We start from the raw sequence: 19,009 nt of genomic DNA on the forward strand, positions 1-19,009 counted from the left end.
TTCACGATCCCCATGAATGGTACATAGACGCCTAAAGGTCGGGTTGTCTACCTGACTTTGCCGGATCGAGTACAGCCAAAAAACCGGTGTGCGAAGCGGACCGCCATTTTATTCCCGGCCTCAACTTTCCTCCATGGTGACAACGATTTTTCCCAGAACGGATCGTTGCGACAATTGTTCAAGCGCCTCGTGCGCGCGGGCAAGCGGGAACCGGGCGCCAATTCGCGGTCTTATTTTCCCGGCTGTATATAGATCGAACAGGTTCTTGACGTTGTCAGCATGGCCGATTGGGTCGCGGAAAACTGACGCGCCCCAAAACACACCAACGATCTGGCATCCTTTCAAAAGAGCCAGATTCAAGGGAATCCGCGGAATGCCCGCTGGGAAACCGACGACAAGATAACGGCCTTTCCAGGCCATGCTGCGCAGGGACGGTTCGGCCAGCGCACCCCCAACGGCGTCGTAGACGACGTCCACGCCATCAGAACCTGCAAGTTTCTTAACTTCGGCTGAGAAGGCTTTTTGCGCATCCTTGTCCATGTCGCGCGGGTAAATCACCACGTCATCGGCACCAATCTGGCTACAGAATTCGGCCTTTTCAGGTGATGAAACGGCTGCGATCACCCTGGCACCCATGGCTTTGCCCAGTTCAATGGCGGCTGACCCCACACCTCCGGCGGCACCCAGTACCAACAGGGTTTCACCGGATTGAATCTCCGCCCGATCTTTCAACGCGTGGTAGGACGTGCCGTAGGTGAAAATGAAACAGGCGGCATCTTCATAGGGCATCGCATCAGGAATTCGGATCGCAGTGTCCGCCTTGAGTGTGACGCGGGTCGAAAACCCACCATGTCCGGTTAGGGCCAAAACACGGTCGCCGGGCTTAAATCTACTGACGCCTTCGCCCAAAGCCAGAACTTCACCCGCGATCTCGCCGCCTGGGGCGAAGGGCCGTGGCGGCTTCATCTGGTACAGATCGCGGATAATCAACGTGTCCGGAAAGTTCACGCCCGCAGCTTTCACACCGATCAAAAGCTGACCTTTGCACGGCTTCGGGTCGGGTAGGGTCGTAAGTTCCAGGGTTGCGGGACCGCCCGGTGCGACGCTGAGTAATGCTTGCATACCGCCTCTGATCTGCCTGTACTTTGTGTCGAGGAAGTTTTGGTGCAGCATGGTTTTTTGTCAACGCTACGGTCCAACGCCTGCCGCGACGGCAAGAAGAACGCAATTTGTATCAGGATGAACTGGTGACAAAGAAACTGAGGAGCACAAAATGACCCCCGACACCCTCTTTTCGCTTCACGGCAAAACCGCATTGGTAACAGGTGGGGCTACAGGTATTGGCCGTATGGCAGCCGAGGCGCTGGTTCGGGCGGGTGCGCGCGTGCTCATTGCCTCAAGAAAAGGAGACGCCTGTGCCGAGGTCGCAGCAGAACTGAACGCGCTGGACGCGCCGGGCAGCGCCGAAGGCTTTGCCGGTGACATTGGCAGCGCAGCCGGTATAGGCAAGCTGGTCTCTGACATTCAGGAGCGTACGGTCAAACTGGACATCCTGATGAACAATTCGGGGGTGTCTTGGGGTGCCCCTATGGGGCAGTTTCCCTACGATGCATGGGAAAAGGTCATGTCCGTCAACGTGACAGGTATATTCGAACTGACCCAGCGGCTTTTGCCAATGCTAATGAAATCAGGCACCGCCGAAGACCCGGCGCGCGTTGTCAATGTGGGGTCAGTCATGGGTGAAGTCCCAATGGGCGATGGAGCCTACAGCTATTCGGCCTCAAAGGCTGCAGTTCTGCATCTGACCAAGGTCTTGGCCAAGGAACTTTCACCGTACCACATCACAGTGAACGCGCTGGCGCCGGGGCCGTTTGTGTCGCGTATGACAGCCTTTGCGACAGCCGATGAGGATACCAGAGAAAGGGTTGGCAAGTCTGTACCTCTGGGTCGCGTCGGACGGGACGAGGATATTGCAGGCTGTATGTTGTTCCTGTGCGGTCGCGGCGGCAGTTATGTGACAGGTGCGGTGATCCCGGTTTCGGGTGGGATCAACGTGGTGACTGCGGGAAACATCTTTGCCGAGGCCCTGTGACAGGAAGACAGCCAATGAGAACCGAAACAAATCTGGATCTGGCGGCAGTAGATGCGTATCTGAGCGCGCATCTTTCGGGCTACAACGGGCCATTGGAGGCGAGGAAATTTGATGTAGGGCAATCCAACCCGACGTTTGAACTACGCACGCCAGAGAAAGCCTTTGTGCTGCGCCGAAAACCCGCCGGAATATTGCTGAAATCGGCACATGCCATTGATCGCGAATTTCGGGTTCAAAGCGCCCTTGCCGGAAGCGAGGTTCCGGTGCCCAAGATGTATCTGCTGTGTGAAGACGACAGCGTCATCGGCTCGGCCTTTTATGTGATGGAACACTTGAAGGGCAGGGTGTTTCCAGACCCAACCCTGCCCAAAGAAAGTAACGAAACCCGCGCCGCCATTCTTGACGAGATGAACAGGGTTCTTGCCCAGTTGCATATGGTGGATATCGATGCCGTTGGCCTGTCTGACTATGGGCCGGTTGGCAACTATTACGAGCGTCAGATCGCACGCTGGACCAAGCAATACCGCGCGTCCGAGACCTCGGCCATTGCAGATATGGATGCGCTGGCCAATGCGCTCGAGACCTCGGTAACGGCCGATGACGGGCAGCGCACGCTGGTGCACGGGGATTACCGCATCGACAACCTGATGTTCGCGCCAAATCGGGCGGAATGTATCGGGGTGCTGGATTGGGAACTGTCGACGATCGGTCACCCTTATGCGGATCTTGCCGCAGTAATCATGCAATGGCAGTTGCCGCCGGGAAAACAGGGCCGGGGGCTGGCAGGTGTCGATCGAAAAAGTCTGGGCCTGCCCAGCGATGAGGCATTCATTGCCCAATACTGCAAACGTCGAGGTCTGGATGGCATAGACAATTTCGGCTTTTATCTCGGCTTCAATTTCTTTCGCATGGCGGGCATTCTACAGGGTGTCTACAAACGCGCGCTGGATGGGAACGCATCCGACCCTGACCGAGCAAAGGCTTTTGGCGCATATGTTCCGATATTCGCCCAGCATGGCCTGAAAGCGCTTGAAACTACATTAGAGTGACGCCCTATCAAACTGTTTTTACGTCTCTATTTTCTTGAAATCTCAACCTCAAGGTTTGGCAGGCTATTCTTTCCAAAAAACAATTCAGACCCGGTGAACATGCTGGGAACCCCAAACACGCCACGCCGAACCGACGACTTGGTTATCTCCTTCAGTTTCAGTTTAACGTCGGGGCTCGACATGGCTTCGCGAATTTTGCGAACGGGCAAGTCGTTTTCATGCAGGATATCCGTTAGGACACCGAGCTCGTCCACCTTCTGACCATGCACCCAGATTGCATCAAAAATCGCGTTTATATATTTGACTTCCCAAGGTTTTCCATTGGCAAAGCACGCACCGCGCATGGCAAGTTTGGTATTGATCGGAAAATGCGGGCTCATATGAAAGCTCAGCCCACGACGGCGGGCAAACCTATGCAGATCATGCGTCAAATAGGCCGTTTTCTGGCGGTTTTCGGAATATGCCTGAAACGGGCTTTGGTTATGCGTCGCCTTGAACACCGCAGGCAGAAGGACAGGCACATATGTAATGCTTGCGTTATGGCGCTCGGCAAGTTGGGGAAGGATCTTATGGGCGAGAAAAGCGTTCGGGCTGCAAAAATCGTAAATGAAGTCTATGGTCTGCGTCATAGGGTTCCTCCGTTTCGGTCCCTTGAAATCTTGTTCATTGAACTTCAGGCGAATCTGCTTCGAAATCAGTCTAACATTTCATTGTGAGACACGCTGATGAAGTCTGTTCACGAAATTCTCTGCAACACGCGGCTTTTTGCTGTTATTTCAGGTCACAAGCTTAAACAGTCGCAATTCAGAACCTCACGGAAGCTCGCGAATGTCCCACAGGCAATCCATGTTTGATCAAACCCGGCTGGATCGGCTTAGCCATTGGATGGAGAGCTATGTTGAGCAGCGTAAATATGCCGGATCATCCTTTTTGCTGCGCCAAAATGGGAATGAGGCCTTTTTTCATGCCTGTGGTCTCAGCAGCCTGGAGACTGGCCGGCCCTTCCAACGCGACACGTTGGTGCGCATTTATTCCATGACCAAACCGGTCACATCGGTCGCGTTAATGACATTGGTCGAACGTGGGCTTGTTCACCTGAACGTGCCTGTGTCTGAGTTTCTGCCTGAATTCAAAGATATGCACGCGCTGGTCCCAGGGGCGGAGAGACTGGATCAGACCGAGGCTGCACCGCCTCCCACTCTGCATCAGTTACTGACGCATACCAGTGGGCTAAGCTATCCGTTCAACCCCGGGCTTTTGCCCCAAGCGATGGATGAACGGGACCTTATTTTCAAACCCAATCAGGGGCTTCTGGAACATCTTGTGCGCGATCTGGCAGGGCTGCCACTGGCGTTCCAACCCGGTGCACGCTGGGAATACTCGGTCGGGATTGACGTGCTGGGTCGAGTGATCGAGGTGGTCTCGGGCCAGTCATTGGAGCAGTTCTTTCGAAGCGAAATCCTTGAGCCGCTGGACATGCGCGAAACAGGTTTTTCCGTACCCGCTGGGGCAGGGGATCGTTTCGCATCGCTCTATACCCCATTGGCTGGCGACGCGATGGCGCTGAATTCCGCGGATCACGGTAGCGAAAGCCTGAGACTGTTCGATTCCCACATAGGATCCCCGTTCGAAAACACGACGACCTTTTCCGGCGGTGGCGGTCTGATCTCGACAATCGATGATTATGCCAAATTCGCGGACATGCTTCGAAATCGGGGGGCCGGGAACGCGTGCCGAATACTTGGTCCGAAAACAGTCGATTTCATGATGCGCAATCACCTTCCCGGCGACATTGCGTCAATGGGTCCGCAGAGTTTTGCAGAGCAACCGATGGACGGAATGGGCTTTGGGCTGGCCGGAGCCGTCGTCCTGAACCCCGGTCTGGTAAAAGTTCCCGGCTCAATCGGAGATTTCAGCTGGGGTGGCATGGCCTCGACTTATTTCTGGATTGACTGGCAGAATGACCTGACGGCGATTTTCTTTACCCAATTGTCCCCGTCAAGTTCGTACCCATCCCGTGCCGAACTCAAGGCGCTGGTCCATGCGGCCATGATTGAATGATTTCCCCTGTACTGATACCCGGTGCCGGACGACACAACTTGCGAGCAGACGATGACCGAAGCGGAACGTATCTTACTGGATCTTCTGGATATTGAACGTATTGAGGTCGATCTGTTTCGCGGGACAGGGTCGGGCGGTGAAACGCCAACACGCATCTTTGGCGGGCAGGTCATCGCGCAAGCGCTGGCTGCAGCGTATCGGACTGTTGAAGAACGGTTATGCCATTCGCTGCACGCCTATTTCATTCGCCCGGGCGATCCGGAGAAACCCGTTATTTATCAAGTTGATCGAGCGCGAGACGGAGGTTCTTTCACAACCCGCCGCGTGGTTGCGATTCAGCACGGAAAGCAAATACTGAACATGTCTGCATCGTTTCATGTCCAAGATGAAGGCTGGGACCATCAGCATCCGATGCCCGTCGTGAACGCACCGGAAGCATACCCGTCCCGATCTGAATTGCGTAAAACATACGTTGAACGTGTTCCGGAAAGGTTGAGGGGTGAATTGCTGCGCGAGCGCCCGATCGAGGTCCGTGAAGTCGATCATCTGGACCCATTCACACCGAAAGTCTCTGATGATCGAAACCAGACCTGGTTCCGTATGCCCGCTGCTGCTTCGGTCGACACCAGAACGCAGCACTTACTGCTGGCTTATGCGTCTGACATGAACCTGATGTCCTCTGGGTTGCGGCCACACGGGCTGAGCTGGTTTAGCGGAGAGTTCAACGGCGCAAGTCTGGACCACGCGCTATGGTTTCACGCCCCGGTGAGTTTTCAGAATTGGCATCTTTACGTGATGGATTCGCCGTGGACGGGGCAGGGACGCAGCTTTAACCGTGGATCGATCTATTCCGAGGACGGTACCCTTGTTGCATCTGTTGCACAGGAAGGATTGATGCGCAGAGTTCGCGCGCAACCTTAAGTGCTTCCACTAAATCTCTGATTTAACTTCTGCATTCCAACAAGCCACCGGTCGTAGTCAGCCGCTTTGAACTGCAAATAATCGGCAACTTGTGGATGAGGTAGAACCAAAAACTGTTCATCTCGAATAGCTTGCACACAGGATTCAGCCACATCGCTGGGCTCAAGCATTCCATCAATCGAAGCTACTGAGATCTCATGGCCTTCGGTCATTTTCGAACGCACTGCCTGCGGACACAGGACCGAGACTTTCAATCCTTCCGAACCGTATGTCAGCGAAAGCCATTCGGCAAATCCTACAGCGGCGTGTTTGGTAACCCCATATGGGGCTGCACCAGGTTGGTTCAGCAAACCTGCCGCAGAAGCAGTTATCATTATATATCCGCCGCCGCGACGAACCATGCGTGGAACCAGATGGCGAGCAGTCCAGACATGGGACATGACATTGATCTTCCAGATCCGATCCCAATCTTCGTCCGCAACATCGAGACCACCAAGCGTCAGAATTCCCGCATTTGCGCAAAACAGGTCTATTGGTCCGACAGTTTCTTCTACAAAATCAATGAGATCCTTGATCTGCGCTTCGCTGGAAACGTCGCAGGGATACACCTGACCGCCGATTTTCTCCGCGACCAAATTTGCACCAGCGATGTCGACATCCGAGCAGACTACACGTGCACCTTCATGGGAAAACCGTTCCGCAAGACCACGACCAATGCCGTGGGCTGCTCCGGTGATTACGACAGTTTTGTTCTCAAGCTCCATGCGTATTCCGGTCAGGTTCGTTACTGTGTTTTCAATGTGTTGGCTTGCGTTCCGTATTACAAGTGCCCTTATTTTACCATAATACCAATTATACGTTATATGGCATGGCGGAGAAATACTCAGATACAACCGCAATCAGCGATCAGATAAATGCGATCAACACAGGTCTGATGCGTGTTATCCCAACGCGTAACCGGCACCTCGGACTGTGCGGACCGGGTCTTCGCCGCCATGTTGCGTCAAGGCTTTGCGCAGGCGTCCAATGTGAACATCAACCGTACGCGTATCGACATAGATATCGCGTCCCCAAACCCGATCAAGCAATTGTTCACGGCTCCAGACCCTGCCCGGCTTTTCCATGAACGTGCTGAGAAGCCGGAATTCGGTTGGACCCAGTTTCAAGGGCTTACTGTCGCGGCTGACCTTGTGAGTTTCTGAATCCAGAATGATGTCATCATATTCCAGTCGCAAACCAACAGTTGCCGGACGGACGCGGCGCAGTTGTGTTCGAACACGCGCCATCAGTTCGACGATCGAATATGGCTTGACCACATAGTCGTCGGCACCGGTTTCCAGCCCGCGAACCTTGTCTACCTCTTCTGATCTGGCCGACAACATGATTATCGGGATCGAACGTGTGTCCGGACGGCTTTTGAGCCGTCGGCAAACCTCAATCCCGCTGAGGTTGGGCATCATCCAGTCCAGAACGATGATATCCGGGCAGTCTTCGTCGACCAGCAGCATAGCTTCGTCACCGTTGGCCGCTTTTGAGACGCGAAAACCTTCGGCTTCAAGGTTGTAGGCCAGCACCTCGCGTTGGGCCAACTCATCCTCGACCACCAGAACCGTCGGTTGATCTGCGGACATCTCACGCCTCTCCTACGCTGTTTGTGACGTTATGTCGGCCTTGGGCCGGGCCTCGGTCGGGCGGTCGCCTGTGACCAGATACACCACCTGCTCGGCAATCGAGGTTACGTGGTCGCCCATACGTTCGATGTTCTTGGCGATGAAATGCAGGTGCATACAGGCAGAAATATTGCGTGGATCCTCGGCCATGAAGGTCAGAAACTCGCGGAACAGGCCGTTATACATCTGGTCGACCTCTTCATCACGGTTGATGACGTCGGTAGCCAGTTCCGCGTCGCGTTGAATATAAGCGTCCAGTGCGTCGCGCAGCATACGTTCAACCTCGCGCGCCATGCGGCGCAAGGCAGCGGCACTGCCGCTGATCTCGCCAGCATTGGCCAGAACGGTCGTACGCTTGGCGATGTTCTTCGCATAGTCACCAATCCGCTCAAGATTGCCGGATACCTTCAGGACCGAAAGCACCAATCGCAGGTCACTGGCCGTGGGCGCGCGCAAGGCAATCAGACGCGCAGTTTCCTCGTCAATCAGGTCTTCCAACGCGTCGATGGCCTTGTCACCTTGCCGCACTTCCTGGGCCAGCTCAATGTCGCGGCTTTCAAGCGAGCGCGCCGCGCTCATGATAGCTGCCTCAACCAGGCCGCCCATCTTCATGATATGCGCCTGGATCGCCTCGAGGTCGCGGTCAAAAGCAGATGCAATATGTTGTTCGCTCATTTTTTGATACCTGTGCTTAGCCGATACGGCCAGTAATGTAGCTTTCCGTGCGCGGATCGACCGGGTTGGTGAAAATCTGACCGGTTTCACCAAATTCGACCAGATTACCCAGGTGAAAGAAGGCCGTTTTCTGGCTGACGCGGGCGGCCTGCTGCATCGAATGGGTGACGATCACAACCGAGTATCGCGACCGCAATTCGTCGATCAACTCTTCGACCTGTGCGGTTGCAATCGGGTCAAGCGCCGAACAGGGCTCGTCCATCAACAGGACTTCCGGTTCAGTTGCTACGGCGCGGGCGATACACAGACGCTGCTGCTGCCCTCCTGAAAGGCCCGTGCCGGGCGCATCCAGACGGTCCTTGACCTCATCCCAGATTGCGCCTCGACGCAGGGATTTCTCAACGATCTCATCCAGTTCCGCCTTGTTCTTGGCCAAACCGTGGATGCGCGGACCATAGGCCACGTTGTCGTAGATCGACTTGGGGAACGGGTTCGGTTTTTGGAACACCATGCCCACTTTGGCGCGCAACTGAACGGGGTCGACCCGCTTGTCATAGATGTCTTCGCCATCCAAAAGGATATCACCTTCGACACGGCAGATATCGATGGTGTCGTTCATCCGGTTCAGACACCGCAGGAAGGTCGATTTTCCACAACCCGAAGGGCCGATAAAGGCCGTGACGGTCTTGTCTTCTATCTCAACGCTCACGTCTTTGATGGCGTGGGTATCACCGTAATAAACCTGAACCTTCTTCGCGTTGATCTTGATGTCTTTGGAGTTCACGGTTCTCTCCACTCGTGTCATGTCGTTCATTGTTGCCCCCAATTACCAGCGGCGTTCAAAGCGGCGGCGCAGGATGATAGCGATGATATTCATGGTCAGCAGGAACATCAAAAGGATGATGATGCCGCCCCAGGCCTTTTCGTAGAACCCGACATCAGCGCGCGCGGCCCATGTGTAAATCTGGGCGGGCATTGCCGAGTTCGGCTCGGTAAAGCCGGCAAGGAACCCGTCGGGATATCCCCGCGCCACAAAACCTACCATGCCGATCAGCAGCAACGGTGCGGTTTCACCCAAGGCTTGTGCAAGACCGATGATGGTACCGGTCAGAATGCCCGGCGCGGCCAAAGGCAGCACGTGGTGAAACACCGCCTGCATTTTCGAGGCCCCTACCCCCAACGCCGCATCACGGATCGACGGCGGAACCGCTTTCAGCGAGGCGCGGGTCGAGATGATGATCGTCGGCAATGTCATGAGAGTCAGAACCAAACCGCCAACCAGCGGTGCTGATTGTGGCAGGTGCATGAACTGGATAAACACGGCCAGACCCAGAATACCGAACACAATCGACGGCACGGCGGCAAGGTTCGAGATGTTCACTTCAATCAGGTCGGTGAATCTGTTCTGCGGGGCGAATTCTTCAAGATAAATCGACGCTGCCACACCAATGGGCAAAGACAGGCCCAAAACCACCAGCATCATGAAGAACGACCCAATGACCGAGGCGCCAATGCCCGCACCGCCCGGGTTGTCAACGCCTGAATCGGCGCCGGTGATGAACGGCCAGTTGAAGGCCTGCTTGATGATGCCCGCCTGTTTCAGCGCATCAACCAGATCCAGATCGCTTAGCTGTAGAAACCGGCTGTCTTGCAAGGTGTCACGGGACACGCGGCCTTTGAAATACCCGTCGACCCGGCTGGATGCGGCCAGATCAAACTTGACCGGATCACCCAGCTTGCCGGGGTTATCGGCATAGTAAGTTCGGATGGTTCCACCGATTTTACCAAGAAGACGTTCGATGGCCGCTTCGTCGAAATCAACGCTGATCCCCTGGTCTTCCAGTTCCTTGCTCAACTGAGCGATGAACAGGTTGGAATAGGCTTTGGTCTTGAACAACGTACTTTCCGCCTCGTCTCGTTGCGCAGCAGACAGGGTGAAATCCACGCTGACAACAGTGCGCTGAAAAGCCGGAATGCCCTGCGACAGGATCGAGGCGAACAGAACGATCAGGAAGAACAGGCCCGTTGCAATAGCGACAATCCCGTAGGCCCGAAATCGTTTCTCTGCATTTGCACGTTTTTTGGTATGTGCATCCGCTACAGTCAGCGAGACAGAGCGATGACCTGTTTCAGGGCTTTGCATGCTGGCGTCGGTCATTCGTATTGCTCCCGATACTTACGCACGATGTAGAGGGCAAAGATGTTCAGCCCAAGAGTGAGAGTGAAAAGGGTCATACCCAGGGCAAAGGCCACAAGCGCTTCGGGCGATGCGAAATCCGCGTCGCCGGTCAGCTGGCTCACGATTTTTGCGGTGACCGTCGTCATGGCTTCAAACGGGTTCAGGCTCAGCCGTGCTGCCGCCCCTGCCCCAAGGACCACGATCATTGTCTCACCTATGGCGCGCGATGCGGCCAGCAGGATCGCCCCCACGATACCTGGAAGGGCCGCAGGTAAAACAACCTGACGGATGGTTTCGGATTGCGTTGCGCCCAGTCCGTAAGAGCCGTCGCGCATGGCCTGCGGCACCGCGTTGATGATGTCATCCGACAACGAGGACACAAACGGGATCAGCATGATGCCCATGACCAACCCAGCGGTCATGACTGCCGTGCCAGCCTTCATCCAGCCAAGCCCGTCATCCCCGAACAGGCCAAGCAAAAGCGGACCAACAGTAAGCAGCGCAAAAAGGCCGTAAACGATGGTCGGGATACCGGCCAGAATCTCGAGCAGCGGTTTTGCGACGGCGCGGACACGGGGTGACGCGTATTCGCTGAGGTAAATCGCGGCGAACAATCCGATCGGGACAGCCACTAGCAGGGCAACGAGCGAGATATAGAATGTCCCCCACAACAAGGGAATAATACCAAGTTCAGACGACCCGCCGCGCCCCGAAAAGCTGGGGGCCCATGTCGTGCCGAAAAAGAAATCGGTAGCAGGGTAGAGCTTGAAGAATTCCCAAGTGTTGAAAACCAGGGACAGGACAATCCCGACAGTGGTCAGAATTGCGATGGATGCGGCCGCCAGCAACAGGATACGCACCCCCTGCTCGACCACATTACGCGCGCGGTATTCCGCGCGAGTTTGAAACCAGCTGACTGCAGCACCGGCGAGTGCGGTCAGTATGACGGCGACTGCCATGATCGAATAGCCGGTCGCATTCATGATCCGATAGGTTTGCGCCGCGCGCAGCACAGGTTGCGTGATGTCAGACGTCACCACTTGCCCGGCATCTTTCAGGCGCTGGGTCATGTCGATCACATCCGCGCGCGCGTTGCGCGCCAGTTCCTCGGGTATCTGCCCGGCGGCAACTGCGTTATCCAGACCGTACGCGGTGCGACGGACCTCAGCCATGACCAGATTTAGGGACGCGCCGTCTTCGATGGCGAAACCCGAGATCATTTCGGATACCTGAGAGTTCACATAAAGCGGTTGTACCAGCAACCAGAGGATCATAAGGCCAAATGCGGGAACGATCGTCTTGAGGGCGACATTTGCGCCATAATACGACGGCAGCGAGTGCAATGCCCGGATATCTCCTGTGGCGCTTTGCAGGGCGCGTGTGCGCCCCAAAACGTAACCGACTGCAGCAATCGCCAGCACGATCAGAACAAGCCATACTATCGGCATGAAACCCCCATTTGGTCTTGGCCGGGAAAGCTAATAAATGTGGGGGCGACAGGAATGCCGCCCCCGGTATTTCGAACCAAAGGCCGGATTAGCTGCCCGAACCCATGGTTACTTCGTTGGCGATTGCATCCTGAGTCTTTGCCAGCTCAGGGTCCGCAACCAGACCATAATTTGCCAGAGGACCCGAAGCACCTGCGATTTCGTCGTGGGTAAAGAACTGGGCGTATTCTTTCAGGCCGGGAATCACGCCGATATGGGCTTTCTTCACGTAGAAGAACAGCGGGCGCGAAACCGGATATTCACCGGTCGAGATGGTTTCGGTCGAAGGAGCGATACCCGACATGGTTGCCACTTTCAGCTTGTCGGTGTTGTTCTCGTAGAAAGCCAGACCAAAGATACCGATGCCATTGGGATTGGTGTCGATACGCGCCAGCGTTTCGGTATAGTCACCATCGATGTCGACCGCTTTCCCGTCGGTACGAACGGCCAGACATGCATCTTCTGCGTCGTCTTCGCTCATGCCGCCAGCAATCATGGCTTCCATCGCGCCGGTCGCTTCACAACCGATCAGCAGAACTTTTTCTTCGAACACTTCACGGGTGCCGTGTTTGGTGCCCGGAATAAAGCCAGCGATTTCTACATCAGGCAGTTCAGAGTTAAATTCGGCCCAAGTAGTGTAAGGATTATCAACCACTTCACCGTCTTTCAGAACTTTTGCGCCCAAAGCGTTAAAGATGTCGGCAGGTTCAAAAGCGGTGAAGGCAGGACCGGTCTGCTGGCTTGCAAAAACGATACCATCATAACCGATGCGGACTTCCATGATGTCAGTCACACCGTTTTCGGCGCAGGCTTTGATTTCTTTTTCACGGATCGCGCGCGATGCGTTTGCAATGTCGATGGTGTTTTCACCAACACCTTCACAGAAACGCTTCAGACCAGCTGACGAACCGCCCGATTCAACAACCGGGGTCGGGAAATCGGTGTTCTCACCAAACAGTTCCGCAACGATCGAGGCATATGGCAGAACGGTCGACGAACCGGCAACCTGAACGTTGTCACGGGCAGCAGCGGTGGTTGCCGAGACGGCGGCGATTGCCAGCGCAGAAGCCGACAGTTTCACAAAGGACATTTCAGTCTCCTTGAAAAGGTATGATTGATCACCCCCATGATGATCCTGCGTGCACCCCTAGGGGTCGTGCGTAAGCCTTTTGTGACAAGTGTGTAACGCTTTTATGACAACTCTCGAATATCCTGAGATTTCGGGTCAAAAAATCGTAACGAGGAAGATTTCGTAGGGTGGTAATGCGGGAAGGGCTACCGTGGTAAGATGACCGTAAACACGGAACCTTTTCCCAACTCACTTTCCACGCGCAACCGTCCGCGGTGGCGATTGACGATGTGCTTGACGATGGCCAGCCCCAGCCCCGTTCCACCCAACTGTCGGGACCTGTGGTTGTCGGCGCGATAGAATCGCTCGGTCAGGCGTGGCAGGTGTACGGAATCAATCCCTGGCCCCTTGTCGATGACCTTCACCCGCACCCCAGGCCCACGCATCGCCGCGTCACGCTCTGATGACAAAACGCTGACCGTGACGCTGCCACCGCTGGCACCGTATTTTATTCCGTTTTCGATCAGGTTGGTGAATACCTGCCGTAACTGATCGCTGTCTCCGGTCACGGAAAGCGGGCCGTCCAGTGCGCCAAGCGTCAGCGTCACGCCCGCCTCTTCCGCAAGGGGGCGCAACGAGTTCATGGTGGATTGCAGCAGCCCTGTCAGCTCCAGCTGTTGATTTGGGCGAACTCTTTCTTCACTTTCCACGCGGTTCAGTGACAAAAGATCGCCAACCAGCCGGTTCATCCTGTTGGCTTCATCGGCCATGATTTGCAGAAACCGGTCACGCGCAGCCGGATCGTTGCGTGCAGGGCCGCGCAAGGTTTCAATGAAGCCCATCAGTGCCGTCAAAGGCGTCCGCAATTCGTGACTGACATTGGCAACAAAGTCGCGGCGCATCTGACTTGCCTGTTCCAGATGCGTGACATCTTGAAAAGTGGTCAGAACGGCCCCACCCGACACAGCTCCGACCCCGTTCATATACCGGCATTGCACATCAAATGTTGTGTCCTGCGCGCCATCATTGGAAAGATGACGCGCTGCCTTTGTTCCTTTGGACTGAAGGCTTTGCTCAATCGCTTCAAGAACCTGTGGCTGCCGCAGGATGGTCGCGAAATGCCGCCCCACGATATTCTGCCCCAGAAGGGTTTTCGCATCCGTATTGGCGGCAATGATCCGTTCAGTCTGATCCACCATCAGCGCGGGCATTGGGATGGCCTGAACAAACCCATCAAGAAGGTCATCTGACATGCTTCAAACCCCGATCAATCCGCGCGCTTTATTGAACAGGTCTCAGAGTGTCCCGAAACCTGCGCATGTTTTCCTGATAATGCATCGCGCTTAGGGTAATCCGTTTTGCTGCGGCCTCGTCAAGCTGGCGCACCACTTTGCCCGGAGACCCCATCACAAGGGAATTATCCGGAATCTCCTTGCCTTCCGTGATCAGGGCCCCTGCCCCGATCAGGCAATTCCGCCCGATCCGGGCACCATTCAGAACAATCGCGCCCATTCCGATCAGAGTATTTTCTCCGATTGTGCACCCGTGCAACATCACTTTGTGTCCGATGGTGCAATTCGGACCGATCGACAAAGGATACCCGGCATCGATGTGCATGACGCAGTTTTCCTGAACGTTGCTACCTGCACCAACGCGGATTTCCTCGTGATCTGCGCGAATCGTGCAGCCGAACCAAACCGAGGCGCCCTGTTCCAGCACAACCTTGCCGATCAGGTTGGCATCGGGTGCAACCCATGTGTCCTCGTGAATTTCGGGCATGTGCTCGCCTAACGCGTAGATCGTCATGACAGCCCCTCGAATTCGTTTTGAAGCTTGCGCACGTGTTGTTGCAGATTTGGCTGTTGAATACGGCGCATCCGTTCGGCGCTGACGATGGTCTTGAGCTTCTTTTCGGTCGCCTCAAGATCGTCATTGATCAGGACATAATCATAATAGCCCCAGTGGCTGATCTCATCCCAGCTTTTGAGCATCCGCCTTGCGATAACTTCATCGCTATCTTGCCCACGTGATTCCAGACGGCGGCGCAGTTCGGGGATCGAAGGCGGCAGGATGAAGATCGACAACGCATGCTTACCCAGATCCGAGTTGCGGATCTGAACCTCGCCTTGCCAGTCCACGTCGAACAGCACGTCCTTGCCTGCGTGGATCGAACTGCGCACCGGATCAGCGGGTGAGCCGTAGAAGTTACCGAAGACATGCGCATGTTCCAGCATCTGGCCATCGGCGACCTTCTGCTTGAACTCGTCTTCAGAAAGAAAATAGTAGTCCCGCCCATCTTCTTCCCCCGGACGCGGGGCACGGGTTGTGGCCGAAACCGAAAACTCAAGGTCCTTGTCCCAGTCCATCAGCCGCTTTGCCAGGGTGGATTTGCCTGCCCCGGACGGGGAAGACAGGATGATTAAAAGGCCTCGGCGATCCGCCATATCAGTCGTTCCCATCATTATTCTACGTTTTGCACTTGTTCGCGCATCTGGTCGATCACCGCCTTCAGTTCCAGCCCGACAGCCGTCAGCTCCGTACTCTGAGCCTTGGAACACAACGTGTTGGTTTCGCGGTTGAATTCCTGCATCAGGAAATCAAGTTTGCGTCCGACAGCCCCTTCCTGCCCAAGCAGCTCTCTTGCTGCGTCGACATGTGCAGACAGGCGGTCAATCTCTTCGGTAATGTCGGCTTTGACCGCGATCAATGCCAGTTCCTGTGCGACGCGATCCGGGTCCGCGCCCTGCGCGTTGTCCAGTACGTGCGCCAGATTGTCCCGCAATGTCGCGGCCATCTTGTCCTTACGATGCACGGCCAGATCAGCTGCCTGTGCTGTCAGCGCCGCAACCTGATCCAACTGAGTGTTCAGCACAGTAGCCAACGCCTCGCCCTCGGCCCGGCGCATTTCGACAAAAGCGGCCAACAGGTCGTTGAAATCTTCGGTCAGGCGCGCAACCAACGGAGCGGGATCATCCGCATCTGCGGTTGCATCCAACATGCCTTTCAGTGCCAATAGGTCCGAGGCGCGCGCCGGTTCCAGAGCGATACCGCGCGCAGCTGCCATCTTGTGTGTCTGATCCAACGCGCTCAGGGCAGCGGCCATAGCGACCTCGTTCAATGCCAGTTCCGAGGCAGAGTCCTCGCGGGTCAGACGCATTGAAAGGGTCACATTCCCACGGCTCAGGGATTTTGACAGCGCGGCCCGAAGGGCCACCTCAAGCCCGGTCAGCCAATCAGGGACGCGCAGGCGCATATCAAGGCCTTTGCCGTTAACACTGCGCAACTCCCACGTCCAGCTGTGCGGTCCGTATTCCCCTTTCCCCGAGGCAAACCCGGTCATGGATCTGATCATGACTGTCCTTTCCTGTGACCTCACCCTTTTGGATGTGTGCCGCACCTAATGCGATTGACCGGTGCAGAGCAAGAGTTTGCTGAGGCAGCATTTGTTTGGCGTAAGTTAACCATTCGTTAAAGAATTACTCCAAAATTGAATAAACCCGAGTCAAACTACCCCTGGTAATGGCTTGCAGGCCACAAATGCTCCGGTTGTGTTGCATTTTATGAAAATGGCGGCCAATTGACGTTCGGGTGAAGAAAATGAAAACCTTTTTCGGGACTGGTTCCGGGTCAGATTTTGGAAAGATCGTCGCAATGGATCGCTTTGACAGTGGGCGCAGCCTTACGCCGATCCGCCAGGCCGAGGCGTATTGGACTGCATTGCTGAGTGGTGACGGTGTTCCGATGCGGTCCCAGGTCGACCCGCGTGGACTGGAAAACATACTCGAATATACTTTCATTCTTGAACGGATCGCCCCGGGACTGGCCCGGTTTCGCCTTGCCGGAAGTCACCTGAACGCGCTTGCGGGGATGGAGGTTCGTGGCATGCCTGTGACGGCCTTCTTCCAGCCTGATGATCGCGCCAGGATTAAGGACGTTCTGGAGCAGGTATTTGCAGCACCCGCCGTCGCAGAACTGGGTCTGGAGTCGAACGGGATACTGGGGCGTACCCGGATGCAGGCCTGCATGATCTTTTTACCGCTCAAAAGCGATCTGGGCGACGTCAGCCGGGTTCTGGGCGTCATGGTCGCGGATGGTGCGATTGGTAAAACCCCACGCCGATTTTCGATTTCTGATACGCGGATCAAGTCATTTTCCGAAATTCAAATACCAACTCCTGCTGGGCCTCAAACCGTTGACGGTTTTGCCGAAGACCAAACGGATTTCAAACGCGCGGCCAAGCACCTTCGTCTGGTCGTGTCGCGCGATGACTGAACCAGTCTGAACACCCGGAACAAAAAAACAGCGGACTGGTGGCCCGCTGTTTTCTTTCTTTTGGAACGCTTAACTTGCGACGCGTTTTGATCCGTTGCGGCGCAGGTTGGTCAGTTCTTCCGCCACCAGAAACGCCAGTTCCAGCGACTGAGACGCGTTCAGGCGCGGGTCGCAAGCGGTGTGGTAGCGATCCGACAAATCCTCTTCGGTCACGGCCCGAACACCACCGGTGCATTCGGTAACGTCGAGACCGGTCATCTCGAAATGGACACCGCCGGGGATCGTGCCCTCAGACTGATGCACGCCAAAGAAATCGCGTACCTCACGCAATACAGAATCGAACGGACGGGTTTTGTAGCCCGTGGCCGATTTGATGGTGTTGCCGTGCATCGGGTCGCAGACCCAGGTGACCTTGGCGCCTTCTTCCTTCACAGCCTTGACCAGACGCGGAAGGTGTTCACCCGCCTTGCCTGCACCAAAACGCGCGATCAGGGTCAGGCGGCCCTCTTCATTTTCAGGGTTCAGCTTCGACATGAGAACTTTGAGGTCTTCTGCCGTCGTCGTCGGACCACATTTCAAACCGATCGGGTTCAGAACGCCACGACAGAACTCGACATGTGCACCGTCAGGCTGGCGTGTACGGTCGCCGATCCAGATCATGTGACCAGACCCGGCCAGCCAGTTGCCCGAGGTCGAATCCAGACGGGTCAGCGCCTCTTCATATTCCAGCAACAGACCTTCGTGACTGGTGTAGAATTCAACAGTCGAGAATTCGTGCGTCGTGTCTGCCGTGATGCCAGCTGCTTCCATGAAGTCGATGGTGTCCTGAATGCGGTCTGCCACCTCGGAGTACTTCTGAACGTCCTGTTCGTCGGTAAAGCCCAGCGTCCACGAATGAACACGGCTCATGTCGGCGAAGCCACCGGTTGAAAAGGCACGCAGCAGGTTCAACGTGGCCGCCGCCTGTGTGTAGGCCTGCAACATCTTGCCGGGATTCGGAATTCGCGCTTCGGGCGTGAACGCCAATTCGTTGATAATGTCACCGCGGTAGCTGGGCAGTTCTACACCATTCACAACCTCTGTCGGGGCGCTGCGCGGCTTTGCAAATTGGCCGGCCATTCGACCGACCTTTACCACCGGCACCTTGGCACCATAGGTCAGAACCATCGCCATTTGCAGCATCACCTTGAAGGTGTCTCGGATCGCATCGGCGCTGAATTGTTCAAAGCTTTCAGCACAATCCCCACCCTGAAGCAGGAAGGCCTCGCCGCGACCGGCGGCACCAAGATGTTGCTTGAGGCGCCGCGCCTCACCGGCAAAGACCAGCGGGGGATACTGCGAAAGCTGGGCCTCGACCTTGGCCAATGCGGCCTCGTCGGTATAGTCTGGCATCTGAACCCGGGGCTTGTTGCGCCAGTTCGTTTTTTGCCATTCGGTCATAGCTTTGATCTCCGCTGAAGTGTTCAGGTCGCCTCTATACAAAAAGCAATGAAGAGTGACCATATCCCATTTGCGCCTCTTGACGCCGCAAACA

At 55.7% G+C, this 19,009-nt stretch carries 19 protein-coding genes; 5 read left to right on the forward strand and 14 right to left on the reverse strand.

Translation table 11 applies throughout. From position 1 onward, the window contains the following. Positions 1 to 120: 120 nt before the first annotated feature. Positions 121 to 1,122: an NADPH:quinone oxidoreductase family protein gene (locus I9182_RS02500; protein ID WP_209596248.1), complete on the reverse strand. Its 1,002-nt coding sequence runs from the start codon at positions 1,120 to 1,122 to the stop codon at positions 121 to 123. 151 nt (positions 1,123 to 1,273) lie between these two features. Here I9182_RS02500 and I9182_RS02505 point away from each other — a divergent pair, with 151 nt between their 5' ends. After that, positions 1,274 to 2,092, forward strand: coding sequence for an SDR family NAD(P)-dependent oxidoreductase (locus I9182_RS02505; RefSeq protein ID WP_209503935.1), 819 nt, complete (start codon positions 1,274 to 1,276; stop codon positions 2,090 to 2,092). Between the two features lie 14 nt (positions 2,093 to 2,106). Beyond that, positions 2,107 to 3,141: a phosphotransferase family protein gene (locus I9182_RS02510; RefSeq protein WP_209596249.1), complete on the forward strand. Its 1,035-nt coding sequence runs from the start codon at positions 2,107 to 2,109 to the stop codon at positions 3,139 to 3,141. A gap of 26 nt (positions 3,142 to 3,167) precedes the next feature. Here I9182_RS02510 and I9182_RS02515 read toward each other — a convergent pair whose 3' ends face one another. Then, a complete protein-coding gene (locus I9182_RS02515) occupies positions 3,168 to 3,770 on the reverse strand; it encodes a 2-hydroxychromene-2-carboxylate isomerase (protein WP_209596251.1) in 603 nt (200 codons plus the stop codon). 217 nt (positions 3,771 to 3,987) lie between these two features. Between I9182_RS02515 and I9182_RS02520 the strand changes: the two genes are divergently transcribed. Beyond that, on the forward strand, positions 3,988 to 5,202 hold the full coding sequence (locus I9182_RS02520) for a serine hydrolase domain-containing protein (protein ID WP_209596253.1): 1,215 nt from the start codon (positions 3,988 to 3,990) through the stop codon (positions 5,200 to 5,202). 51 nt (positions 5,203 to 5,253) lie between these two features. Beyond that, the gene (locus I9182_RS02525) at positions 5,254 to 6,123 is read left to right on the forward strand and encodes an acyl-CoA thioesterase II (protein WP_209596255.1); all 870 of its coding nucleotides are present in this window, start codon (positions 5,254 to 5,256) and stop codon (positions 6,121 to 6,123) included. Here I9182_RS02525 and I9182_RS02530 read toward each other — a convergent pair. From I9182_RS02530 to I9182_RS02580, 11 genes are all read right to left on the reverse strand, one after another. Further along, positions 6,120 to 6,887 (reverse strand): SDR family NAD(P)-dependent oxidoreductase, encoded by a 768-nt coding sequence (locus I9182_RS02530; protein ID WP_209596257.1) that lies wholly within the window; start codon positions 6,885 to 6,887, stop codon positions 6,120 to 6,122. The two genes, I9182_RS02525 and I9182_RS02530, sit on opposite strands and share 4 nt — an antisense overlap. 177 nt (positions 6,888 to 7,064) lie before the next feature. Then, a complete protein-coding gene (gene phoB / locus I9182_RS02535) occupies positions 7,065 to 7,754 on the reverse strand; it encodes a phosphate regulon transcriptional regulator PhoB (protein WP_209503930.1) in 690 nt (229 codons plus the stop codon). Between the two features lie 12 nt (positions 7,755 to 7,766). Then, a complete protein-coding gene (gene phoU, locus I9182_RS02540; protein WP_209596259.1) occupies positions 7,767 to 8,468 on the reverse strand; it encodes a phosphate signaling complex protein PhoU in 702 nt (233 codons plus the stop codon). A 16-nt stretch (positions 8,469 to 8,484) separates the two neighbouring features. Then, positions 8,485 to 9,282 (reverse strand): phosphate ABC transporter ATP-binding protein PstB, encoded by a 798-nt coding sequence (pstB, locus tag I9182_RS02545; RefSeq protein WP_209503928.1) that lies wholly within the window; start codon positions 9,280 to 9,282, stop codon positions 8,485 to 8,487. A gap of 12 nt (positions 9,283 to 9,294) precedes the next feature. Further along, complete coding sequence (gene pstA / locus I9182_RS02550) at positions 9,295 to 10,626, reverse strand: phosphate ABC transporter permease PstA (RefSeq protein ID WP_209503927.1); 1,332 nt, start codon at positions 10,624 to 10,626, stop codon at positions 9,295 to 9,297. Next, complete coding sequence (pstC, locus tag I9182_RS02555) at positions 10,623 to 12,095, reverse strand: phosphate ABC transporter permease subunit PstC (protein ID WP_209596260.1); 1,473 nt, start codon at positions 12,093 to 12,095, stop codon at positions 10,623 to 10,625. Before pstC ends, pstA begins: the two co-directional genes overlap by 4 nt. An 88-nt stretch (positions 12,096 to 12,183) precedes the next feature. Further along, complete coding sequence (locus tag I9182_RS02560) at positions 12,184 to 13,224, reverse strand: substrate-binding domain-containing protein (protein ID WP_209596263.1); 1,041 nt, start codon at positions 13,222 to 13,224, stop codon at positions 12,184 to 12,186. Between the two features lie 185 nt (positions 13,225 to 13,409). Continuing rightward, complete coding sequence (locus I9182_RS02565; RefSeq protein WP_209596265.1) at positions 13,410 to 14,456, reverse strand: ATP-binding protein; 1,047 nt, start codon at positions 14,454 to 14,456, stop codon at positions 13,410 to 13,412. A 28-nt stretch (positions 14,457 to 14,484) separates the two neighbouring features. Beyond that, positions 14,485 to 15,009: a gamma carbonic anhydrase family protein gene (locus tag I9182_RS02570; protein WP_209503923.1), complete on the reverse strand. Its 525-nt coding sequence runs from the start codon at positions 15,007 to 15,009 to the stop codon at positions 14,485 to 14,487. Then, on the reverse strand, positions 15,006 to 15,647 hold the full coding sequence (gmk, locus tag I9182_RS02575; RefSeq protein WP_209503922.1) for a guanylate kinase: 642 nt from the start codon (positions 15,645 to 15,647) through the stop codon (positions 15,006 to 15,008). Before gmk ends, I9182_RS02570 begins: the two co-directional genes overlap by 4 nt. A 17-nt stretch (positions 15,648 to 15,664) precedes the next feature. Continuing rightward, on the reverse strand, positions 15,665 to 16,555 hold the full coding sequence (locus I9182_RS02580) for a YicC/YloC family endoribonuclease (protein ID WP_209596267.1): 891 nt from the start codon (positions 16,553 to 16,555) through the stop codon (positions 15,665 to 15,667). 245 nt (positions 16,556 to 16,800) lie between these two features. Here I9182_RS02580 and I9182_RS02585 point away from each other — a divergent pair, with 245 nt between their 5' ends. Next, entirely contained in the window at positions 16,801 to 17,475 is a 675-nt protein-coding gene (locus I9182_RS02585) for a PAS domain-containing protein (RefSeq protein WP_209596269.1), read from the forward strand. A gap of 69 nt (positions 17,476 to 17,544) precedes the next feature. Here I9182_RS02585 and I9182_RS02590 read toward each other — a convergent pair whose 3' ends face one another. Then, the gene (locus tag I9182_RS02590) at positions 17,545 to 18,915 is read right to left on the reverse strand and encodes a 3-deoxy-7-phosphoheptulonate synthase class II (protein ID WP_209596271.1); all 1,371 of its coding nucleotides are present in this window, start codon (positions 18,913 to 18,915) and stop codon (positions 17,545 to 17,547) included. Positions 18,916 to 19,009 lie beyond the last annotated feature (94 nt).

The sequence above is a fragment of the Ruegeria sp. HKCCSP351 genome, assembly GCF_017872535.1.
Taxonomy (GTDB): domain Bacteria; phylum Pseudomonadota; class Alphaproteobacteria; order Rhodobacterales; family Rhodobacteraceae; genus Ruegeria.